Annotated in this window: 14 protein-coding genes; 1 reads left to right on the top strand and 13 read right to left on the bottom strand. The window is 53.4% G+C overall.

Going from position 1 to position 19496, the window contains the following annotated elements:
- Positions 1-2: 2 nt before the first annotated feature.
- From ACESZP_RS03945 to ACESZP_RS03935, 3 genes are all read right to left on the bottom strand, one after another.
- Positions 3-809 (bottom strand): DUF3848 domain-containing protein, encoded by an 807-nt coding sequence (locus ACESZP_RS03945; protein ID WP_499708095.1) that lies wholly within the window; start codon positions 807-809, stop codon positions 3-5.
- Position 810: 1 nt separating this feature from the next.
- A complete protein-coding gene (locus ACESZP_RS03940; RefSeq protein ID WP_499708247.1) occupies positions 811-4260 on the bottom strand; it encodes a helicase-like domain-containing protein in 3450 nt (1149 codons plus the stop codon).
- A 4211-nt stretch (positions 4261-8471) separates the two neighbouring features.
- Positions 8472-8816 (bottom strand): TnpV protein, encoded by a 345-nt coding sequence (locus ACESZP_RS03935; RefSeq protein WP_437566535.1) that lies wholly within the window; start codon positions 8814-8816, stop codon positions 8472-8474.
- Here ACESZP_RS03935 and ACESZP_RS03930 point away from each other — a divergent pair.
- Positions 8815-9582, top strand: a complete 768-nt coding sequence (locus ACESZP_RS03930) for a hypothetical protein (protein ID WP_226861349.1) — start codon at positions 8815-8817, stop codon at positions 9580-9582. The two genes, ACESZP_RS03935 and ACESZP_RS03930, sit on opposite strands and share 2 nt — an antisense overlap.
- Before the next feature lie 96 nt (positions 9583-9678).
- On the opposite strand, the gene ACESZP_RS03925 is transcribed toward ACESZP_RS03930, so the two are convergent.
- The 10 genes from ACESZP_RS03925 to ACESZP_RS03880 all read right to left on the bottom strand — a co-directional run.
- Complete coding sequence (locus ACESZP_RS03925) at positions 9679-9894, bottom strand: transposon-transfer assisting family protein (protein WP_195956844.1); 216 nt, start codon at positions 9892-9894, stop codon at positions 9679-9681.
- 1 nt (position 9895) lies between these two features.
- Complete coding sequence (locus ACESZP_RS03920) at positions 9896-12949, bottom strand: YodL domain-containing protein (protein WP_499708094.1); 3054 nt, start codon at positions 12947-12949, stop codon at positions 9896-9898.
- A 6-nt stretch (positions 12950-12955) separates the two neighbouring features.
- A complete protein-coding gene (locus ACESZP_RS03915) occupies positions 12956-13234 on the bottom strand; it encodes a hypothetical protein (protein ID WP_002570998.1) in 279 nt (92 codons plus the stop codon).
- Positions 13231-15339: a type IA DNA topoisomerase gene (locus ACESZP_RS03910; RefSeq protein WP_499708093.1), complete on the bottom strand. Its 2109-nt coding sequence runs from the start codon at positions 15337-15339 to the stop codon at positions 13231-13233. Before ACESZP_RS03910 ends, ACESZP_RS03915 begins: the two co-directional genes overlap by 4 nt.
- A complete protein-coding gene (locus tag ACESZP_RS03905; RefSeq protein WP_118077803.1) occupies positions 15326-15529 on the bottom strand; it encodes a hypothetical protein in 204 nt (67 codons plus the stop codon). The genes ACESZP_RS03910 and ACESZP_RS03905 overlap by 14 nt, the downstream gene beginning before the upstream one ends.
- Positions 15526-16290 carry a DUF4366 domain-containing protein gene (locus tag ACESZP_RS03900; protein WP_262538536.1) on the bottom strand — a complete coding sequence of 255 codons (765 nt, stop codon included), beginning with the start codon at positions 16288-16290 and terminating at the stop codon, positions 15526-15528. The genes ACESZP_RS03905 and ACESZP_RS03900 overlap by 4 nt, the downstream gene beginning before the upstream one ends.
- Positions 16280-16537, bottom strand: a complete 258-nt coding sequence (locus ACESZP_RS03895; RefSeq protein WP_002576231.1) for a DUF4315 family protein — start codon at positions 16535-16537, stop codon at positions 16280-16282. Before ACESZP_RS03895 ends, ACESZP_RS03900 begins: the two co-directional genes overlap by 11 nt.
- A 28-nt stretch (positions 16538-16565) precedes the next feature.
- On the bottom strand, positions 16566-18302 hold the full coding sequence (locus ACESZP_RS03890) for a C40 family peptidase (RefSeq protein WP_499708092.1): 1737 nt from the start codon (positions 18300-18302) through the stop codon (positions 16566-16568).
- Positions 18295-18675, bottom strand: coding sequence for a DUF3851 domain-containing protein (locus ACESZP_RS03885; RefSeq protein WP_499708091.1), 381 nt, complete (start codon positions 18673-18675; stop codon positions 18295-18297). The genes ACESZP_RS03890 and ACESZP_RS03885 overlap by 8 nt, the downstream gene beginning before the upstream one ends.
- On the bottom strand, positions 18675-19496 hold an 822-nt coding region (locus tag ACESZP_RS03880; protein ID WP_499708090.1), incomplete at its 5' end, for a VirB4-like conjugal transfer ATPase, CD1110 family. The genes ACESZP_RS03880 and ACESZP_RS03885, both read right to left, overlap by 1 nt.

The following is a 19496-nucleotide window of genomic DNA, read 5'->3' as shown; positions in this document are numbered from 1 at the left end:
GGTTATCGCTCCGGCTCCCGTTTTTTCGGGGCGGCAGACTTATGGGCGGGCAGTTCCTGTTTGAGCTTTTGCAGGACAGAACTTTTCTGCTGTTCTTGAGCGACTTTTCGGAACTGTCTGGTGAACAGGTCGGTCAAACCGGGATTGACCTGATCTACCACCAGATAGGCACAGTGGAGGGAAGCGCCGCTGTCCTCCAGCATGGGAATGGTTTTTGCCCATGCTTTATTGTCCTGAGAGATACGCCCGTCATAGTTCTTGCGCTGGATGGTGTTGGCAAGAATAAACTGTACCCGTTCCGTCCCGAACTTTTCCAGCACATCTTTGACCGCCGCCTCCGTATCCAGCCGATTCTCTGCATAGTGGGCGCTGATGGTCTGCTCAATGGCTTCTTTGCAGGCGCTGTTCGCCTGATATGAGAGGTTGTACTGTGCCATTTCCCCATGCTCGGACGCATAGGCAGCAGAATGGGGATAGACCGGTGTTGTTCGCAGTTCCTCTTTGGCTCTGCACACATCGTCGGCACGGCTCTCAATGCTGTCCCGGATCACATCCATGTGACCGGTCTCCAGCTTTTCAAAATAGCGGTACACATCCGCCAACGGAGAGGGAGATTCCAAAAGTGCCTGAGCCTGGGTGTCGGTCAACTCCAGTTCCTCCATTGCCATCACGATGTCCTCCCGGACCGTGTACTCATAGGCATGGTTTAAGACTTCTTCCGGGGGCTGGCTTTTCAACCAGTCCCTATATTTTTCCTGCTCAGTGGCCATCTTTTCATAAAGGGCCGTATTCAGATTATTGGTATTCATGTTATCGCACCTCCTCATGCTGTTTTGGTTTCTTGTCTGTACTGCGGGGCGTCGCCGGACGCTTCAGGCTGTCCAGCACCGAGGGCCGCGCACTCTTGGCAACCACAGTTTCCGGCTGGGCATGACCCTTTCCGTCGATGTTGAGCAAAGTATCCAGCTCCACCAGACGGGCATTTTTGCTTCGCAGTTCTTCTTCATAAAGGAATGGCTTTCCGACTTCCTCCTTTGCGGCAGCCTGCTGCTGATAGAGGTTATCCAGCTGGGCCCTTGCCGCCTCCAGACGCTGGGGCATCTGGGCGAGGGCATTGTCGATACGGGTAAGATTTCCGCGCGGGTCTGTACCAAGGGTTGCCCGGTGGGTCATCTGTCCTTTCAGCAGGATCGTATACTCCTGTTTCCATGCGGAAAATTCCACGGATATGGCATAGCCCCGGTAGCTGCCAATCTGCACCGGATCGGAGGTTTTGACCTCCTTGCAGGCATCCAAAAGGGCTGCACCGGCGTTCTCCTTATCGGTCAGCAGATCGCCGCGGATTTCCATACCAGCAAAACCGTCCTCCGGGTGCGGGTGCGCTGCCAAAACCTCCAAATCGGATTCAAAGCCCTTGATAAAGCCTTTGTGCTTTTCAATCTCCTCCGGGAAGTATTTGAGCAGCTGGTCCTCCAGACGATATTGCTTGCTCTGGTGGTCGGCTTTCATCAGCTTCAGGCGGGATACCTCCACATCCAAATCCATACGCTCCTTGATGCGGGGATCTCCGGCGCACAGGGCTTTGATCTCGGCAAAGGAAAGCGCCGTTTCGTCCACATCATCGCAGGAACGCACCGGCGATTTAGAAGTCATGATCTGACTGATGAATTTTTGCTTATTCTCCACCGTCTGCCAGAGGTATGCGTCAAAGGTTCCTTCGGTCACATAGCGGTACACATGGACAAGAGGATTCTGGTTACCCTGGCGCTCGATACGGCCCTTGCGCTGGGCAAGGTCTCCCGGTCTCCACGGACAGTCCAGGTCATGAAGTGCCACCAGACGGTCCTGCACATTGGTGCCTGCGCCCATCTTGGCGGTGCTGCCCAAAAGGACACGCACCTGACCGGTACGGACTTTAGAGAACAACTCCTTTTTCCGCACTTCGGTGTTGGCTTCATGGATAAAAGCGATCTGGTCGGCAGGCATTCCCTGAGCAATGAGTTTCTGACGAATATCGTCATATACCGTAAAGACCGGTTCCTGCTCCGGCAGAGGCACAGAGCCTTCCAATGCGTGAAGCAGTGGATTATCCAGCGTTTTCGCCGCCTTGCTTGCAGGAGCTTTTGCCTGCGGTGTAGAAATGTCGCAGAACACCAGCTGGGTCAGCTTGTCAGCTTTGCCATTCCGCCAGATCTGCATGATGTTGTCCACGCACTGATTGACCTTTGTGCCAGGTTCATCCGGCAGCATCTGGTTGACGATTCTCTGGTCCAGGCCCAGCTTACGGCCATCCGAGGTAATCTTGAGCATATTGTCCTGGGACGGGTCAACGGTTCCGCTGTGTACCAGCGATGCGCGCTCCGAAAGGGTCTTGACCATTTCCTGCTGATGTTCGGTAGGCTGCGCCACGATGTTGTGGTATTCCACCTCCGGGGTGGGCAGGTTCAGTTGGTCAGCGGTCTTGATGTCCGCCACTTCTTTGAACAGGTTCATCAGCTCCGGCAGATTAAAGAACTTGCTGAATCTCGTTCTTGCCCGGTAGCCGGTGCCTTCCGGTGCCAGCTCCAATGCTGTGACGGTCTCTCCAAATCGGGAAGCCCAGCAGTCGAAGTGGGTCATGTTCAGTTCTTGCAGGCGTTCATACTGAAGGTAACGCTGCATGGTGTAAAGCTCGGTCATGGAGTTGCTGACCGGGGTGCCGGTGGCAAAAATCACGCCACGGTTTCCGGTGATCTCATCCATATAGCGGCACTTGGCAAACATATCGGAGGATTTCTGCGCGTCCGATGTGGATAAGCCTGCCACATTCCGCATTTTGGTGTATAAAAACAGGTTTTTGTAGTTGTGTGCCTCGTCCACAAACAAACGGTCCACACCCAGCTGCTCGAAAGTTACCACATCGTCTTTTCGCCCCTCGGCTTGCAGCTTTTCCAGTCTGGCTTCCAGAGACTTTCTGGTACGCTCCAGCTGCTTGACGGTAAAACGCTCGCCGCCACTGGCCTGTACCTCTGCAATCCCCTCAGTGATCTCGTCGATCTGTTCATAGAGAAGCCGTTCCTGACGCTCCCGGCTGATGGGGATACGCTCAAACTGGCTGTGTCCCATGATAATGGCATCATAATCACCCGTCGCAATACGAGCGCAGAACTTCTTTCGGTTATGGGTCTCAAAGTCCTTTTTTGTGGTGACTAAGATATTGGCGGAAGGATAGAGACGCAGAAACTCCGACGCCCACTGCTCGGTCAGATGGTTTGGAACCACAAAGAGAGATTTCTGGCACAAGCCCAGGCGTTTGGCTTCCATCGAAGCAGCTACCATCTCAAAAGTTTTGCCTGCGCCTACTTCATGTGCCAACAGGGTATTTCCTCCATACAGCACATGGGCGATGGCGCTTTTCTGGTGTTCCCGCAGGGTAATGGCCGGGTTCATGCCCCCAAAAGTGATATGGCTGCCATCATACTCGCGGGGACGGGTAGCGTTCATTTCTTCGTTATACTGGCGCACCAAAGTCTGGCGGCGCTCCGGGTCTCTCCAGATCCAGTCCCTAAAGGCTTCCCGGATCGCCTGCTGTTTTTGAGCTGCCAGGGTGGTCTCCTTGGCGTTCAGAACCCGGCGCTCTTTTCCGTCTGCGTCCTCTATGGTGTCATAGATGCGGACATCCCGCAGGTTCAGGCTGTCCTCTAAAATCTTGTAGGCATTGGCACGACTGGTCCCATAGGTGGTATAAGCTGCCACATCGTTGTAGGATACAGAAGATTTCCCCTTGATCTGCCATTCAGCGGTAAAGGACGAATAGTTGACCCCGATACTGCGCTGGAGATAAAACGGGGTATTAAAGGTCTCATACATAAATTGCTGGATATATTCCTTGTCAATCCAGGTAGCGCCCAGACGCACCTCAATCTCCGACGCATCCAGGTCTTTGGGCTGGGCAGCGGTAAGAGCTTCCACATTGACTGCATAAATCGGGTCCTGCTGTGCGGCCCGTTGCGCCTGACGCAGTTTGCGGCGTACATTGCCGGAGAGGTATTCATCAGCAGTCACATAATGGGGTGTGCCGTCTTTCTCCAGCTGTCCCGGTACACGGAAGATCACACCTTGCAGCTCTCCGACCAGTTCTTCTTTTGTTTTTCCGGTAAGCTGGCTCATATAGTCCATATCCACGCAGGCTTTTTCCGAGATGGACACCGCCAGTGCTTCACTTGCCGTATCCACCACAGCCACCGCCTGATGGGGCTTGATGGTCCGCTTGGTGAACATATCTGCCTTGCGTTCCAGCTTTCCGTCCTCGTCGATGACTTCCAGCGCACAGAGCAGGTAATAGGAAGAATCGTCTGCATAGGCCAGACGGTTTGCACGGTCATTGATGAGACCGTATTTGGAAGAAAAGCTGTCATAGAGACTGTTCAGTTCCGCCTGCTTCTCCCGAATGGTGCTGTCCGGAACCGCTGCATCCATCTGAAGGTCGATCAGTTCCTGCACACAATCACGCAGTCCCACAAGACCTTTTACACGGGCTTCGGCGGTGGCGTTGAGGTCAGGGCGCACCATACGGCTGTTTTCCCGGTAGTACACCTGCCCGTCTACAATGGCATAGGAATAGTTCTTCACATTGGGGTCGGCAGGAATGGAGGTGTCAATAGCTTCGCCTTCGCCCAGCTCCGGCAGCTCTGCCTCCTGATAAGTGCCATGAATGTACTTCACAGCATCATGCAGCTGGTCGGAAAGCTCCAGTCCCTCGATAGAGTTCACGGTGTAGTCCATACCATGAGCAGTGCTTACCGGCTCCTGTCTGCCCAGCACCATTTCTGGGTGGTCGATAAAATACCGGTTGATGGCAAACCCGTCCTCCGTCTGTCCGGTCTGGGTCCATTCCGGCACGATGTCCAACGGGCGGTCCCGCTTTTGGAGGAAGATGATGTCCGATACCACCTCGGCACCGGCATTCTTTTTGAACGCGTCATTAGGCAGACGGATAGCTCCCAGCAGCTCGGCACGCTGGGCAAGATAGCGGCGCACGGTGGAATCCTTGGCGTCCATCGTATAGCGGCTGGTGACAAAGGCCACCACGCCGCCGGGACGCACCTGGTCGAGTGCTTTGGCGAAAAAGTAGTTATGAATACTGAAATTCAGCTTGTTGTAGGCTTTGTCGTTGACCTGATACTGACCGAACGGCACATTGCCGATGGCAAGGTCAAAGAAGTCACGCCTATCGGTGGTCTCAAAGCCGCCTACTGTGATGTCCGCCTTGGGATAGAGCTGCTTTGCGATGCGCCCGGAAACAGGGTCCAGCTCCACGCCGTACAGACGGCTGTTTCGCATTTTCTCCGGCAGCATACCAAAGAAATTGCCCACACCCATAGACGGCTCCAGAATATTTCCGGTCTCAAATCCCATACGGTCCACCGCTTCATAGATGGCCTGAATGACCGTAGGGCTGGTGTAATGGGCGTTGAGGGTAGAGCTTCTGGCGGCGGCATATTCCTCCGGGGTCAGCAGCTCTTTTAGCTGAGCATACTCTAAAGCCCATGCCGGTTTCTCCGGGTCAAAAGCATCAGAGAGACCGCCCCAGCCCACATATCGAGAAAGAACCTCCTGCTGTTCGGGGCTTGCCTGCTGTCCGGCAGCTTCCAGCTCTTTCAGCAAACGAATCGCATTGACATTTGCCTGGAACTTGGCTTTCGGACCGCCTTCGCCCAAATGCTCATCGGTAATGCGAAAGTTTTTTGCATTGCGGCGCAGGTTAGCCTTGTATTCCTCATAAGATGCTTCCTCGGCAGCTTTGGCATTGGGAAAGGTCTGCCACTGGCCATTGACCTGAATGGAAACCGGGTGTTCATCCAACACTTCCTCAAAGGTTTTCTCCGGCTCAGTCACAGGGGCTGGCGGCTCCGGCTCCTCGATATGCAGTCGTTCCACCACCACATCATAAGGCAGATTGTTCTTATCGCCCGGATAGACGGCCACGGTCTCGGAATGGAAGGCCGGGGATTCGGCAGACGGTTGGGGCTGTTCCTGTCCAAAACCGTCCTGCTGACGGGCATATATCCCGCGCAGCAAAGTTGCAACCTCATTCCAGCGGAAATATAGCATAGCCAGACGCTTTTCCTCTGCATCCATGACTTCCAGTTCTATGCCCTGTGCCGTGGTACGGTAATCGGCAATATCGCCGGTCTCCAGATTCAGTGTCTCAATCTCACCGGAATAGGCTCTGCTCAGCCAGTAGGCGATCTCGCTGTTGCTCCTGCCGGATTGCAGCAGCGTGGAAATCTGCTTTTTATCCGCTTCATCCATCAGTCCATGAGCCAATACATCCCGCAAGTCCTGATCTGCCTTGTCCGGGTCAATGGGAAGAAACTCGGTATAGTAAGCATTGCGCCGGTCTGCCCGAAGCAGCTGCTCGAACTGTTCTTTGCGCTCTGCCCGGTAGATGGGATATACCATTCCGGTGGGCAGAAGCTGTACGGTGTCCTCCCGCAGCTCGGTGATCTGATAGGCGTCATCCTCGATATACACGGTATCGCCCACGGCATAGACCGGGGCGGCTGGGTCATAGGAGGTTCTTTGCGGAATTGGGCGGCGAACTGCGTCATATTCCTCATCGGAAATGGAAACTTTGGAAGTCTGCTCTGTCTCGGCATCTGCGATCTGCTCGGCATCTGACATCACCTGTTGGATAAACGGATCATTGTCCAGTTTTTCCGGGTCTGTCACCTGTCCGTTGACGATTCCTCTTTCTTCCAGAGCTTCCCGGATGGCGATGGGGTCGATGTCGTCAAAACGGTCCTGTTCTTCTTCGGTATAGAACCGGTCCTCCTGAATGAGCTGGGCAATCCGGCGCTGTACCTTCGGCCAGGGCAGCTGCGTTTCCTCCGGGCTGCCGGCACGGACAACGAACAGGCTGTTGCTGTTACTGCCGCCGTATTCCTGAGCCAGCCATGCGGCGGTATCTTTTTCTCTTGCATGGTCTTTCATATAGCGGACAACAGCGTGTTTACTCTCGATATTGCCGTTCCATGCACAAAGGGCAGTATCAATATCTTCCTGAGAAAGAGGGCGCAGAAGCTCATGGAGCTTTGGATAGGTCTCGTCGATCACTTCCCGGTGTAAACGCTGACGGAACTCCGGCACATCCGAATAGAGTCGGATCAGCTCCATATCCTTAGAACCAAGAACCGCACGGCGCACAGCGGCATTGCCCTCGATGACAGCATTTTCACGGTCAGAATGCCCGCAGGCATTGCGGTATGCGGCATCCTCGGAAATAGCGGCAGTCACCACAGGCTTATACTGCTCAAACTGCTCCCGAAGGGTAGGCTTTGGCGTTTCTTCCTCCACCTCCGGCTGCTGGGCTTGGATGGCATCTTCTTCTGCCAATTCCTTTTCAGCCTGGATTTTGTCATACTGCGCCTGTTCCTGTTCGGTAAGATAGCGGCCTTTCTGGACAAGAGAGGTAATGCGCTTGGCAACCTTTTCCCAGTTCAAGTGAACATCCGGGCAGTCCTGCTTTTTATAGTGCAACCCTTTCCCGTCGTGATCTTCGCCGCTGTGTGTTGCGCCGGACAGGGCATGAGAGCGTCCGCCAATGCCATACTCGTCTTTGAGGAATCTCACTTTTTCCTTATCCGTATGGTTTTCCATGAAGAACGCATAGATACGGCCTTTTCCTCCGGCGAAACTGCTTCCGCCGGTCATGGCGGCGTCGATCTCATCCTCGGTAATAAAGTGCTGGACGGTTGGCACTTGGGAAAGCTCTGAAGAAAAGGTCCTGCGGGGCAGGTCAAGGTCCTTCAGGTTCTCCCAGATCTCTCTCGGTCTATGATAGTGAAAACGCAACAGGTCACGGTCCTGCTGATAGGCAGTCCAGAAGGCAGCGTATTCTTCCTTGAGGGTCTGGCGGAAAGCCGGTTCACTCAGCTGCTCCATCAGGCGGCGGGTCTCCTCCGGGAAACCATTGCCTTTGATTTCTGACAGGCAGGACAAATATCCGGCTTCTCTGGCTTCCTCGCTGAAATCGTGGTACAGATACCAGAGCTTTTCTGAAAGGAGGGAGCGTTCATAGCCTGCCGCTTCTGCAAGCTCCACATTGGAGGCAAACTGACCACTTTCCAAAAGCTCCCCGATACGCTCTGCGGCACTCTCCCAGGAAATGACCTGGGCAGACCTGTCATAACGGACAGACTTCCCATGTGAAAGATGGATACCATCCTCGGCATACCATGCGCTCACACTGCCAAGGCCATTGCCGCCGTGGTACAGCGTTTTCAGTATCTCGGCAATCTCAGCGGTGGTTTTCTGCTTTTCAAAGGCTGCAACCACACGCTCCCTTTGACGGTCTGTATTGCCGCCCAAACGCAGCACATGGTCGATGTCATTTTGGGCAAAAGAAAAAGCAGAGGATGTATGCGCTACATTCTCTGCCTCATCTATGGATTGGATCTGTTCCGCTTCGGAGAGGAACAGGTTTAGAGTCAGCTGTTGATAAGCTCCGCCATCAGGATCTCCTCTGCCTGGGCTTTGCAGTTGTTCATCAGCCCCACCCACTTCATGGGATCGCTGGCTTTCAATTCCTCGGTGGCTCCCGCTTCTTTCGCCAGCTGGGGCATCATCTGCTCCAGTCTGCTCTGGGCGGTCTCGTCGATCTCCAGAAGGTGCTGGTACAACTTCTCGTTCAGCAGCATCTGGTTGTAGAGGATGGGACGGTGTTCCTTCAGGTAGGTTTTCCTCATCCTGCCGTACTTGCCCAGGGTTTTCTCCGGCTGCTGGCTCAGCTTCAGGTCGGGAATCAGATAGTCTCCGTTCTGGATATAGGTCATGGGATTGTTCATCTTGTTTGCTCCTTTCTTGGTTGGCTTCGCGCTCTGCATTTCGGACGGTAACGCCGATCTGCCGCAGCACCTGCTGGTTGATCTGGCTGACCGCTGTTCCCAGCGCCCCGATGGTGGACGGGGTGTTGAAATCAAAGATTGCCATGAAATCTTCGTGGTCGAAGTAGCGTTCCGGCTCCAGTCCACAGCGGGACATCAAAGCGTAAGTGATACTGACGGTGGCTGCTGCCTTGAACTGTACTCCGATGTTAAACTCATCATATTCCTCCAAAAAGGAACCGTCAACGATATAGAAGAAGTCCTGCTGATGCTCCGTCCAGTATTCCTCAGCCAGTTTTCCGGCTACCTCGGTGAGCTGTCCGGCAAGGTCATCACCGGAAACATCATAGGTGCGCTCAAGCATGGCCTGCACCGAATCCAAATGGCGCTCCTCCAGCTGCCACAGCCAGGGAGTGCGGGAATGTTCACGGGTTCCGGTGTCGGAAATATCAAAAACATAGCGCAGGCGGGGCCTGTCCCCGGAATCGTCCACCAGAGCAATTCCCTTGGAGCCGCGCCTTACATACCGGCCCATCTTTTCATTCCACAAATCGTACTCTGCACAGGCGGTGGCGTCCGGACGCTGGGCGTAGATCATCAACTGCTCATGGAACGGGTACTTGTAAAGGCGGGAAGCAGTGGTGAGAAACCCTGCCCATTCCTGCCAGCTCCCCGTGAGCTGCGTTGTTACCTTCTCCGCCATCTGTGCATATAGTTCAGCTTTGGTTGGCATAGTGTTCTGTCCTCCTTTCAGTTTTGGGGTAAAAAGGTGGGGTGGCATATTGCCACCCCATCCCTGCGATTATGGTGTTTACTGGTCAAAATCCGGATACAACTCCAGCTCGGCAAACTCGGCATCACTCATGGTCTGGAGCTTGCCCAGTGCGCTGTCTGTCAACTCCCGCAGCTCGGTTTCCTCCGGGGCCAGCTCGCCGCGCATCTCACGCAGGCTGTCGATCAATCCGGTGCGGCTACCGGTATTGTAAATGCACATCAGGTTCATTTCCTCAAAAGTAAAGTTTCCCATATCAAATCTCCCTTTCCGCACTCTTTTTGGGCGCTGTCTTTTTGTGTTCTGCCTTGGGCTGGCTTTTCAGCTGCTCCATGACGGACTTTTTCTTTTCCCGTTCCTCCCGATGGGCAGCGGCAGCCAAATCCATGAGGGAAATGGACTGACCGCTGCGGGCCTGCTGTTCCAGCTCTGCCACCGTAGGCTCTTTTGCGCCATTGTTGATGATACCGTCGATCATGCCGTAATCGTCCTCCACGGCCATCTCCGCATTTTTCAGCGGATTTTCCGGCAGGAATCCGGGGATCTGGGTAAAACCAACACTGTCACAGTAATGACAGGATACCTTACCGTCCTGCTTGATCGCAACGATGTCACTGACACTCATAGAAGGACTGTGAAAATTCGCCGGTTTTTGCAGATTAAACTGCTCATATAGTTTTTCCAGCTGCTCCGGTACCGTGCCAGACTCCCTCAGCGGAGCAGTGTAAATGAGATCATAATTGCTGCGGTCTATGGAAATGTCATGGGACTTTAACCAATCCAGATTCATAAAGCGCACATTCTGCGGATCGTCACGGCTCACCTGATAGATGGCAAAGCAATCTCTGTTCTGGGATAGAAATGCCTGTTCGCGTTCCTGCTGATGTTCCTGACGCTCCATGACCTTTTCGTGGAACTGAGGGCTTTTCTCCCATTCCTCACGGTCCACGCCAAAAAGACCGCCATGATCCATGATTTCCTGCGGGTCAAACACCATGCTCTCCGTATTGTCCTCATGCAGCACATAGACGGTCAAACCGGCGGCATCCAGTTCCAGCGCCCGTTCTCTGGTGACAGGGAGCATCCCATCATAGAAGTAGCCGTATTCCTGCATATCCGGTGTGGAGACCTGCTCATCCGGCACGGGGTATTCATCCAGTGCCTGCTCCTGTGCTTCCGGCAGCTGGGAAGAAGCAGCCATCTGACTGACCCCTGCCTGCATCTGCTGGTAGGCAGCTTCCTGCAAGGTCTCAATCATGGACAACGGTGCGTATTTTACCGAGTCTCTGCCCAAATCGTTGTCATCACAAATCTGGAGAACTGCCTTCATGCGGGAAATCTCCGGCATATCCAGCTGACCACCATCCAGCTCTTTCATGGACGCGGCATCGTAAATGGTGTAGTCCCAGCCGCTGTCACAAGGCTGGATATGAAGATAGGTGGCATCGTCAATTAGAAACAAAGCCTCCTGCTGGTTTGCCTCCGCATCAAGAACCGCCATTTCCGGCTCTTTTTTTGCATTGGGGTCAATTCCACGCTCTTTGCAGATTTCCTTATAGTGGCGCTCAATGTCAGAGATCAAAGTGCCGGAGGTCTTGTTGATGGTTTCCAAACTGGCTCTCAGCTCTTTCAGTTCCTTGCCCTGACTCCAGCTTGCAATATAGCCGAAGCTGTTTTCTCCGGTCTCGATGCCAAAATACTTGCAGACTGCATAGGAGATGCTTTCAGCCTCCACTTCCTCCGTGTGGCGGTCTTTCCTCTGTTCTTGCAAAAACTGGGCGAGGGTAGAAAAGCCGCCAACAAAATTCAGCCCTTCTTCCTCGGTCAGCATCAGGCGTCCATCTTCCGCCAGCTCCAACGGCTCTGTCAGCAGAACGGAACCTGCATGGTTTACAACCACTCGTTCTTCTACACAGACCTGCTCTCCGGGGTCGTAGTCAGAACCGCGCAGGTCATAGCAATAAACGTCCTCCGGCAGATTATCACGGACAATCCGCCCATTGGAGAACAGACCGGGTTTATCAAACAGCTCGATCTCCTGATATTGCTCGTCATTGGCAATCTGAATCTTTTTCTGATTGTGGAGCTTGCTGTGGGCAATCTCATGAACCGTGGCCGAAACCGTCTGCACCTCGCTCATGCCCTGGCGAATGGCAATTTTCTGATGATCGGCAGAAAAATAGCCGTCCGTATCGGCGGCCATTGCTTCAAAAGTGATCGGCACCAGCGCACTGCGGCGCAGGGCCTCCATGAATGCCTCATAATTTGGCACATTTCCGGAAAGGGAGGAAGCAAGCTCCGGCAAAGGTTTCCCATCAGTCTGGCTCACATCAAAGACCTTGACCGGGCGAAACATGGGGATCTCGATTTCTTTTTCCTCTGTGATGATCTTTCCGTCTTTATCCAAAATCGGAGCCTTGGTATCCGGGTCCAGTTTCTGCTCCTCGATTTTCTTCTTGTACGGTGTGGGGGCGATGATGGTAATGCCATGTTCTCCCTTTTTAACATGACGCTCAAACTGGGCTTTCCACTTATTGTATCCGGCTACCAAAGTGGCGTCCGGCTTCTGCATATAGATGAGCATGGTGTTGTTTACCGAATAGCGGTGGAAGCGGGACATAACGGACAGATAGCGCATATACTTTTCACTCTCAAACAGTTCCTTGATGCCCTGCTCGATGCCGTCTGTGATTTCCCTTAGCCGCTCTCGGTTGGTGGGTTTGTTCTCAGCCATGATTTTCAATCTCCTTTCCAAGTGTGTGATTTCTGCTGTGTGTTCTGCAATCCATGCCTTTTGTTCTTCTTCACTTTCATAAAGAAAAAGATCCAGCAGGTACTCCACATAGATTTTCTTATGGATTGCTTCCACAAAGCGGGGGTGCGGTTTCTCCTCCGGTGTCCGGGGAGAATGGTCGCTCTCCCATTTTTTCAGCAGATGGTAGTAATCGGACAGTACGCGATAACACCGCTGCCGATCCTCACGAAACTGCTGTGCCTCGGTTTTCTGCCGGACATACCTCCTGCGGGGAGGGGCCTGACTGTCATAGATCAGGCCAAAGTCCTGTGCCAATTTCTCTGCCGCTTCTTTTGGGGAGAGGTCAAAGAGCTTTGCGGTAAAGTCGATCACATCGCCAGTAGCTCCGCAGCCGAAACAGTAGAAATATTCCTCGTTCAGCTTCATGCTGGGGTTCTTATCATCGTGAAAGGGACAACAGGCCATGCCATTTCGTTTGACCTCGATCCCATAAAACGCTGCCGCATCTCTGGTGCTGACCGACTGCTTGACTGCTTCAAATACATTCTCTGCCATGTGCCTTTAACTGCTGGACTTTCTCACAGGGGGCTGGTATCCGGCAGCTTTCGCACGCTCACTGGCGGCTTTGCGGCGTTCTGCGCTATATGGCTCCCGGACTGATACACACCGCTTTGGGACGGTAAAGTTATGGGCGTCCTTTCGGGTGATCTGGTCGGGGTGCTTTTTTGCCAGCAGTTCCAGCTTCTCCATCAGACGGGGATCGTGGGTGTAGACCTCAGCCATTGGTTCTGCCTGGTTATAAAGGAGAATGGTTTCCCGTTCCACTAAAGAGAGCTTCATCGGCTGCCTCCTTTCCGCTGATCAAATTCCAGCTTGAAGTTGGCATACTGTCCATCGTCCTCCAAAACCACAGTGGCATCGTAGGTCTTGCCGGTTTTCTCCGAATATAACCCCGTCACACGGACACGGCCATCGTTCAGCAGCGCAGACACCACAGCCTTGGTCGGCTGTTTTTTCTTGGCAGCCCACCATTTGTTGTTTTTCCAGATTGCAAATCTGCAAGAATTATTCTGACAGAAGAAGCCTTTTTGCAGTTCTGCAACTCCCCCACCGCAGCGAGGGCATTTGCCCACCACCTCGTGGGGCGGAGTGAACAGGTACTCAGTTCCCTTGATGACCTGATAAGTCCCCACCAGATCTTTCAGCATGGTGCTGATCCCGGCCAGAAACTCCTCTGGGGCAAGCTGCCCGCGCTCGATCTCGCCCAGGCGGTACTCCCACTCGGCAGTCAGAAGCGGCGATTGCAGTTGTTCCGGCAGCACTGTGATCAGGGAAACTGCATCGTGGGAAGGGAGAAGCTGCACCGTTTTCCTGCTCTTTTTTCGTTCCAGAAAACCGGCAGATACCAGCTTTTCCAAAATACCGGCACGGGTGGCCGGTGTCCCCAGACCTTTTCGCTCAGCCTCCTCTGGCATATCATCTTTCCCGGCAGTCTCCATTGCGGACAATAGGGTGTCCTCCGTAAAGTGCTGAGGCGGACTGCTTTTGCCTTCTTTGACGATTGCCGCAGCAACCGAAAGGGTCTGTCCTTCGGTCAGCTCCGGCAGGGCTTTCTCTGCGCCCTCTTTTTTCGGCTCTGCATCCTTCATTTTGGCACGGTAAGCGTCCTCCAGTGCTTTCCATCCGGGATGCTTCACCGTTTTTCCTTTTGTGGTAAACTCCCCACCGGCACACGCTGCAATCACAACAGTTTCCGAATAGATATGGGGCTGGGCTACGGCGCACATCAGACGCAGGGCCACCAGCTCCAGCACCGCTTTTTCTCCCGCAGGAAGGGCAGAAAGGTCTGCATCCTTGAGATTTCTGGTAGGGATTACTGCGTGATGGTCGGTTACTTTCTTATCGTTGATGACCGTATGCGGATCACAGGTAATGGCGATTTCTTTGCAAAACGGCATGGCGTTGGCAACCAGATTCACCAGCACCGGCAGGCTGTCTGCCATATCACCAGTCAGATAGCGGCTGTCAGTACGGGGATAGGTGCAGAGCTTCTTTTCATACAGGCTTTGTAGATAGTCCAGGGTCTGCTGGGCTGTAAATCCAAGCAGGCGGTTGGCATCTCTTTGCAGGGTAGTCAGGTCATAGAGGGCAGGCGGCTTTTCGGACTTTTCCTTGCACTCCACCTTTTTGATTGTGACATTTGCACCCTGACAGGCTTCTTTCAGCTGCTCGGCAGCGGCCTTATTCGCCATGCGCTCCCCGGATACGGTAAGACCGGGCAGCTCCAGCGCCACGGTATAAAAGGGAACCGGCTGAAAGGTGTCGATCTCACCTTCTCGCTGGACAATGAGCGCCAGTGTTGGGGACATCACGCGCCCGATGTTGAGGGTGCGGTGATACAGCACGGAAAAAAGCCTTGTGGCATTGATTCCCACCAGCCAGTCGGCCTTGGCACGGCAGAGGGCAGCATCCCGAATTCCGTCATAATCCGCACCGGGGCGCAGGTTTGCAAAGCCTTCCCTTATGGCAGAGTCCTCCATCGAAGAAATCCAGAGCCTTTTCATAGGCTTTTGACAGTCTGCCAGCTCATAGACGCTGCGGAAGATCAGCTCACCCTCGCGTCCGGCATCGCAGGCATTTACCACCTCCGTCACATCCGGGGCATTCATCAGCTTTTTCAGAATATCAAACTGCTTTTTCTTATCCTTTCCCACTACCATCTGCCAATGTTCCGGCAGGATAGGCAGGTCATCATATCGCCACTTGGCATACTTTGGGTCATAGCTGTCTGCATCCGCAAGACCGGCCAGGTGGCCCACGCACCAGCTGACACGCCAGCCGTTGCCCTCCAGATACCCGTCCTTACGGACGGTTGCGCCGATCACCGCCGCCAAACTCTGGGCAACTGATGGTTTTTCGGCAATTACCAATTTATGTTGAGCCATGATGGTTCCTCCTCTCTTTGAGCCATCGGGACATTTCCCGGTGACAGATACCTACGCAGGGTCTTCCATAATTCCCGCAACCATAGCAGGGGTGGCTGTGGGGTAAAGAAGGAGGACGGGAAGTTTCCTTCCCGCCCTCCGGCCTGCGTGTCATCATGCGTTCATGGGGACTGTCTGTGAAACGGGTCATTTCACACTGTCCTCATCATCTTCTTCTGTGCTGCCCCCGTCAGCATCCGGTTCTTCCGACTCCTCACCCTCGGTTTCCCATTCCTCAGAATCTTCCTCTCCATAATCATAATCGTCCAGACTGTCATTGCCCTTGGTCTTAGGCTTATTCTTAACGAGCTTCAAGTAGGCAAATACGCCACCGCCACCAAGCAGAGCCAGCAAAAGGACCAGCGCAGCCGGGTTCAATCCGGCAGGCTTCTCTTTTTCCGGCTCCGATGTTTCTGCCGGAGGTTCCGGTGCTTTGCCCGTACATTTACTCTTATCAGTTGCGCAGACCGGGCAGGCCGTATTGACTGCCCCTGCTTCACATTTTGTTGAACAGCTGCATACCGCAGGCATCTCCTCTTTGGGTTTTCCATCTTCCATCAGCGCCGCAAGGTCTGCATCGTCCACCTGATTCAGAAAGTGAACAGCAGTCTCCTTGTCCTCATTCGCCCTATCAATCAGGATGTAAAAGTAATTTCCAGCTTTGGTCGTAACAGTAATAAGCTGCTTATTGCCTCCAAAATCATCCACCAATGCCGCATTCCCCTCCGGTGTAAGTGCCGGTGCCGGTTCTGTTTCTTCCACAATCACATTGCTGTCATTGGTAGAATCCTCTGCCGGTGCCGCCGGAGCCTGTTCTGACCCCTGTGCGAAAGCAGGGATTGTAAAGCCAAATGCCACAACCATTGTCAGGCAAAGGGCGGAAAGTGTTTTGCAAATTCTTTTATTCTTCATAAGCGGTAGCCTCCTGATTATTTGATTCCGACAGTGCTGTATCTCTGCCGTGGTTCATTCCACCGGAAAGCATAGCGTTCAGCTGTGCTGGAGTCATGCGTAACGCACGAACCATCTGAACGATTTCCAGATTCTCTGCCTCCGTTTTCTGTGCTTCCAGGGTCTTGAGCTTTTCCTGATATTCCGCAATCTTCTCACGGGTTTTCTCAATTTCCTGGTCGATACGTTCAATTTTGTTTTTTGCCATAACCGTTCACTCCTTTCCACAAAGTCTGTTACCAGTTCATCAGGCCGTAGCCCTTAATACTTTGATAATTCAGGTCATAACTTTTGATCTTGCAGGCATCGCCGGAATTTCCCTCCACCGTATAAACACGGCTGCCATCCGTACCGATCACGATACCCACATGGTCTGCTGTCCCATCTAAATCCCAATCAAAGAAAATTGCATCTCCGGGAGCCAGATTGTTATAGCCTCTTGCACCCCATTGTCCATGAGACTGGAACCACGGAACGCCCTGCCACTCACAGCCTGCAAAGCGCGGCTCACTTTTTCCAGCCTGGTTATAACACCAGGATACAAAGCAGGCGCACCACTCCACGCGGCTGTCAAAGCCATACCAGCTCCAATAAGGATAGCCGCCCACATTGCCGACCTGACGCTTGGCCAGCTCCACCAACTGCGGATTTCCGGGACGAGTTCCATTTACAAACTGTACACCGGTCAAGTCCTCGGAATTGCTCATGTCAGGGGAACCACCGCCAAACAACAGCGGCTTATTGCCCATGGTCTGCCGGTAAACCTGATACATTTCCATCTGCTCCGGGGTCAGTAACTCCGACGCCACAGCGGAAATGGGCTTGCTGGTGAGTTTCACATTCAAAATGTAATACTCATAGGGGACTTCTTCTGAGGTGGTCTCGCCGGTCTCCGGGTCGGTGGAGGTCTCCGTGCGGTAGCGAATCTCCACTTCCTCAGTAAGCGTCAGCTGATACTGTGCTGCAAACACACGCGCCAGCTCTGCCTGAGCGCTCTGCTGGGTGTAACCTTGCAAGACGGCAGACAGAAATGCTGCCAGCTCATGAGGGTCATGGCCGATCATACCAAGGTCATAGCGATACTCGTCATACCCTGGGTGGCTGCTTTCAATGTTGTCGATTTTCTCCTGCAACTGGACTTCTCTGGCTGCATAATCTGCCTCCACTGCCAGCATTTCCGGGTCATCCGACGGATAAGTGGTGCCGGAGAGAACGGAACCGATGCTCTGCGCCATCATGGAGCAGGAGGACATGGTATTCATCAGCATACAGGTAATGAGGAACAAAACCCCTGCCATCAGGAAACCCTTCTTGTGGCGCATGACGAATGCCCCTGCCTGCTGTGCCTTTTCTTTTACCGTCCTTGCGACTTTTCCGGTTTTGGACGCAGCCTGGGCGGTATTTCCGGCAGTCTGACCGGCGTGTTTGGCGGCGGCATACTGCCTTTTGATGGCCTGCTTTTGCTGCCAGCGGGAAAGCGGATTGCTGGCAAACTGGGGATTTTCCTGCAAAGATTTCTGGTACAGAACATTTACATTTGCCTTTTCCAGTTGACGCTCTGCCTGTGCTGCTTTGCGGTACGGCTTCAGCTTGTGGCTGCGATAGCCCTCCCGCACCAGATAAGCGCCGGTCTCCACCGCCTCCTCGGACTTGTGGGCGCTTTCCACGCCCACATTGTCCTGCTCTGTTTCCCGGATCTCTTTGTGGAGCTTGCCCACGACCAGATGGACGGGAGCTTCCCTGACTCCTTGAGAAACTTTGGAAGGTGGCTTTTTCTTGTCCTCAAAGGTCAGCTTCGAGGTCTTTTTTCCGGTATCCGGGTCAATGACCGTCTGCCTGACCTTTTTCTTTGGGATATTGGCCTGCGCCTTATCTGCTCTGGCCGCAGCTTTCTCCGCTTTACGGATCGGCTTTTCCAGTGCAGGGTCAGACCGTTCCTCATCAGTAAAGCGCAGGCGCGGTTCCTTATTCAAACCATTCTCCCAACATGAGGGAGGACATCATGTAGTGCAGCTCTGCATAAATGGCCATTCCCACCGGATCGTTGAACATACAGCCGGACAGGTAGGCATAAAACTGTGCCACCACATCGGACAGAATCTTCGCTTCGGTTCCTTCCAGAACCAGACCCCCCATACCTTCTTTGGCATGGATGGTGCTCCACACCTCTGCCAAACGGAGCAGCCCCACCTGACCGGTCTCATTCAGTTCGGCTGCCTGGTCTGCCGCTGTACGGCACTCACTTACCGCATCGGCCATGACTGTAAGCAGCTGGCTGCGCTGGGCATTTACCGCCCTGTCAAAAAACATCAGCGGATTTTTATTCAAAATGTTGGGGTTCATCATCATTCATCCTCCTTCTTTTTCAGTTCCTGGGGTTTGGTGGTCATAATGCGGTAAAGCTCGGTATTCTTCGGGAAGTGATCCACGAAAGGCAGGATTGTAGAGCCATAAAACAGCAGGCCCTCGCCCTCACCGGAGTGGGTCACATAAGATAATTGGTGTGTGGAAATACCCAGCTGCTTGGCGAGGATCTGACGGTCTCCGCCTGCCTGGTTGAGCATATACACGAAGTCGGAATTTTCAAAGATATTTTCCACCTCGCGGCTGCTCAAAAGGTCTTTGACATTCTGGGTGATACCTGTCGGAATACCGCCCCATTTTCTGAATCGCTTCCAGATTTCCACCGTATAGGCGGCGGTCTGCTCCTCCTTCAAAAGCAGGTGCATCTCGTCGATGTAGTAGCGGGTAGACTTGTGAGCGGCACGGTTGATGGTGACACGGTTCCACACCTGATCCTGAACTACCAGCATACCGATTTTTTTTAGCTGCTTGCCCAGTTCCTTGATGTCGTAGCAGACAATCCGGTTATCAATATCCACATTGCTCTGGTGGTTGAACACATTGAGGGAGCCGGTTACATAGATTTCAAGAGCCGTAGCGATATACTGGGCTTCCTTTTCTTCCTGCTCCCGCAACAGGTTATAAAGGTCCTCCAAAATCGGCATATTCTCCGGCTTTGGGTCATTGAGATATTCGTTGTAAACCAACCGTACACAACGGTCAATAATGGTTTTCTGCACCGGCTGCAAGCCCTCCTTACCGCCCACGATCAGCTCACACAAGCTGAGGATAAAGTCAGACTTGAGTGACAGCGGGCTTTCATC

Origin of the sequence: Candidatus Dorea massiliensis AP6 (genome assembly GCF_964245105.1) — a bacterium.
Taxonomy (GTDB): domain Bacteria; phylum Bacillota; class Clostridia; order Lachnospirales; family Lachnospiraceae; genus Laedolimicola; species Laedolimicola intestinihominis.
This window is presented reverse-complemented; position numbering and strand designations above follow the sequence as displayed.

Excerpts from the sequence above, each read along its gene's own strand:
- ACESZP_RS03945 (WP_499708095.1), bottom strand. The coding sequence starts at position 809 with ATGAATACCAATAATCTGAATACGGCCCTTTATGAAAAGATGGCCACT.
- ACESZP_RS03940 (WP_499708247.1), bottom strand. The coding sequence starts at position 4,260 with ATGTTCACCAAGCGGACCATCAAGCCCCATCAGGCGGTGGCTGTGGTG.
- ACESZP_RS03930 (WP_226861349.1), top strand. The coding sequence starts at position 8,815 with ATGGGATTGTTCATCTTGTTTGCTCCTTTCTTGGTTGGCTTCGCGCTC.
- ACESZP_RS03935 (WP_437566535.1), bottom strand. The coding sequence starts at position 8,816 with ATGACCTATATCCAGAACGGAGACTATCTGATTCCCGACCTGAAGCTG.
- ACESZP_RS03925 (WP_195956844.1), bottom strand. The coding sequence starts at position 9,894 with ATGGGAAACTTTACTTTTGAGGAAATGAACCTGATGTGCATTTACAAT.
- ACESZP_RS03920 (WP_499708094.1), bottom strand. The coding sequence starts at position 12,949 with ATGGCAGAGAATGTATTTGAAGCAGTCAAGCAGTCGGTCAGCACCAGA.
- ACESZP_RS03915 (WP_002570998.1), bottom strand. The coding sequence starts at position 13,234 with ATGAAGCTCTCTTTAGTGGAACGGGAAACCATTCTCCTTTATAACCAG.
- ACESZP_RS03910 (WP_499708093.1), bottom strand. The coding sequence starts at position 15,339 with ATGGCTCAACATAAATTGGTAATTGCCGAAAAACCATCAGTTGCCCAG.
- ACESZP_RS03905 (WP_118077803.1), bottom strand. The coding sequence starts at position 15,529 with ATGACCCGTTTCACAGACAGTCCCCATGAACGCATGATGACACGCAGG.
- ACESZP_RS03900 (WP_262538536.1), bottom strand. The coding sequence starts at position 16,290 with ATGAAGAATAAAAGAATTTGCAAAACACTTTCCGCCCTTTGCCTGACA.
- ACESZP_RS03895 (WP_002576231.1), bottom strand. The coding sequence starts at position 16,537 with ATGGCAAAAAACAAAATTGAACGTATCGACCAGGAAATTGAGAAAACC.
- ACESZP_RS03885 (WP_499708091.1), bottom strand. The coding sequence starts at position 18,675 with ATGATGAACCCCAACATTTTGAATAAAAATCCGCTGATGTTTTTTGAC.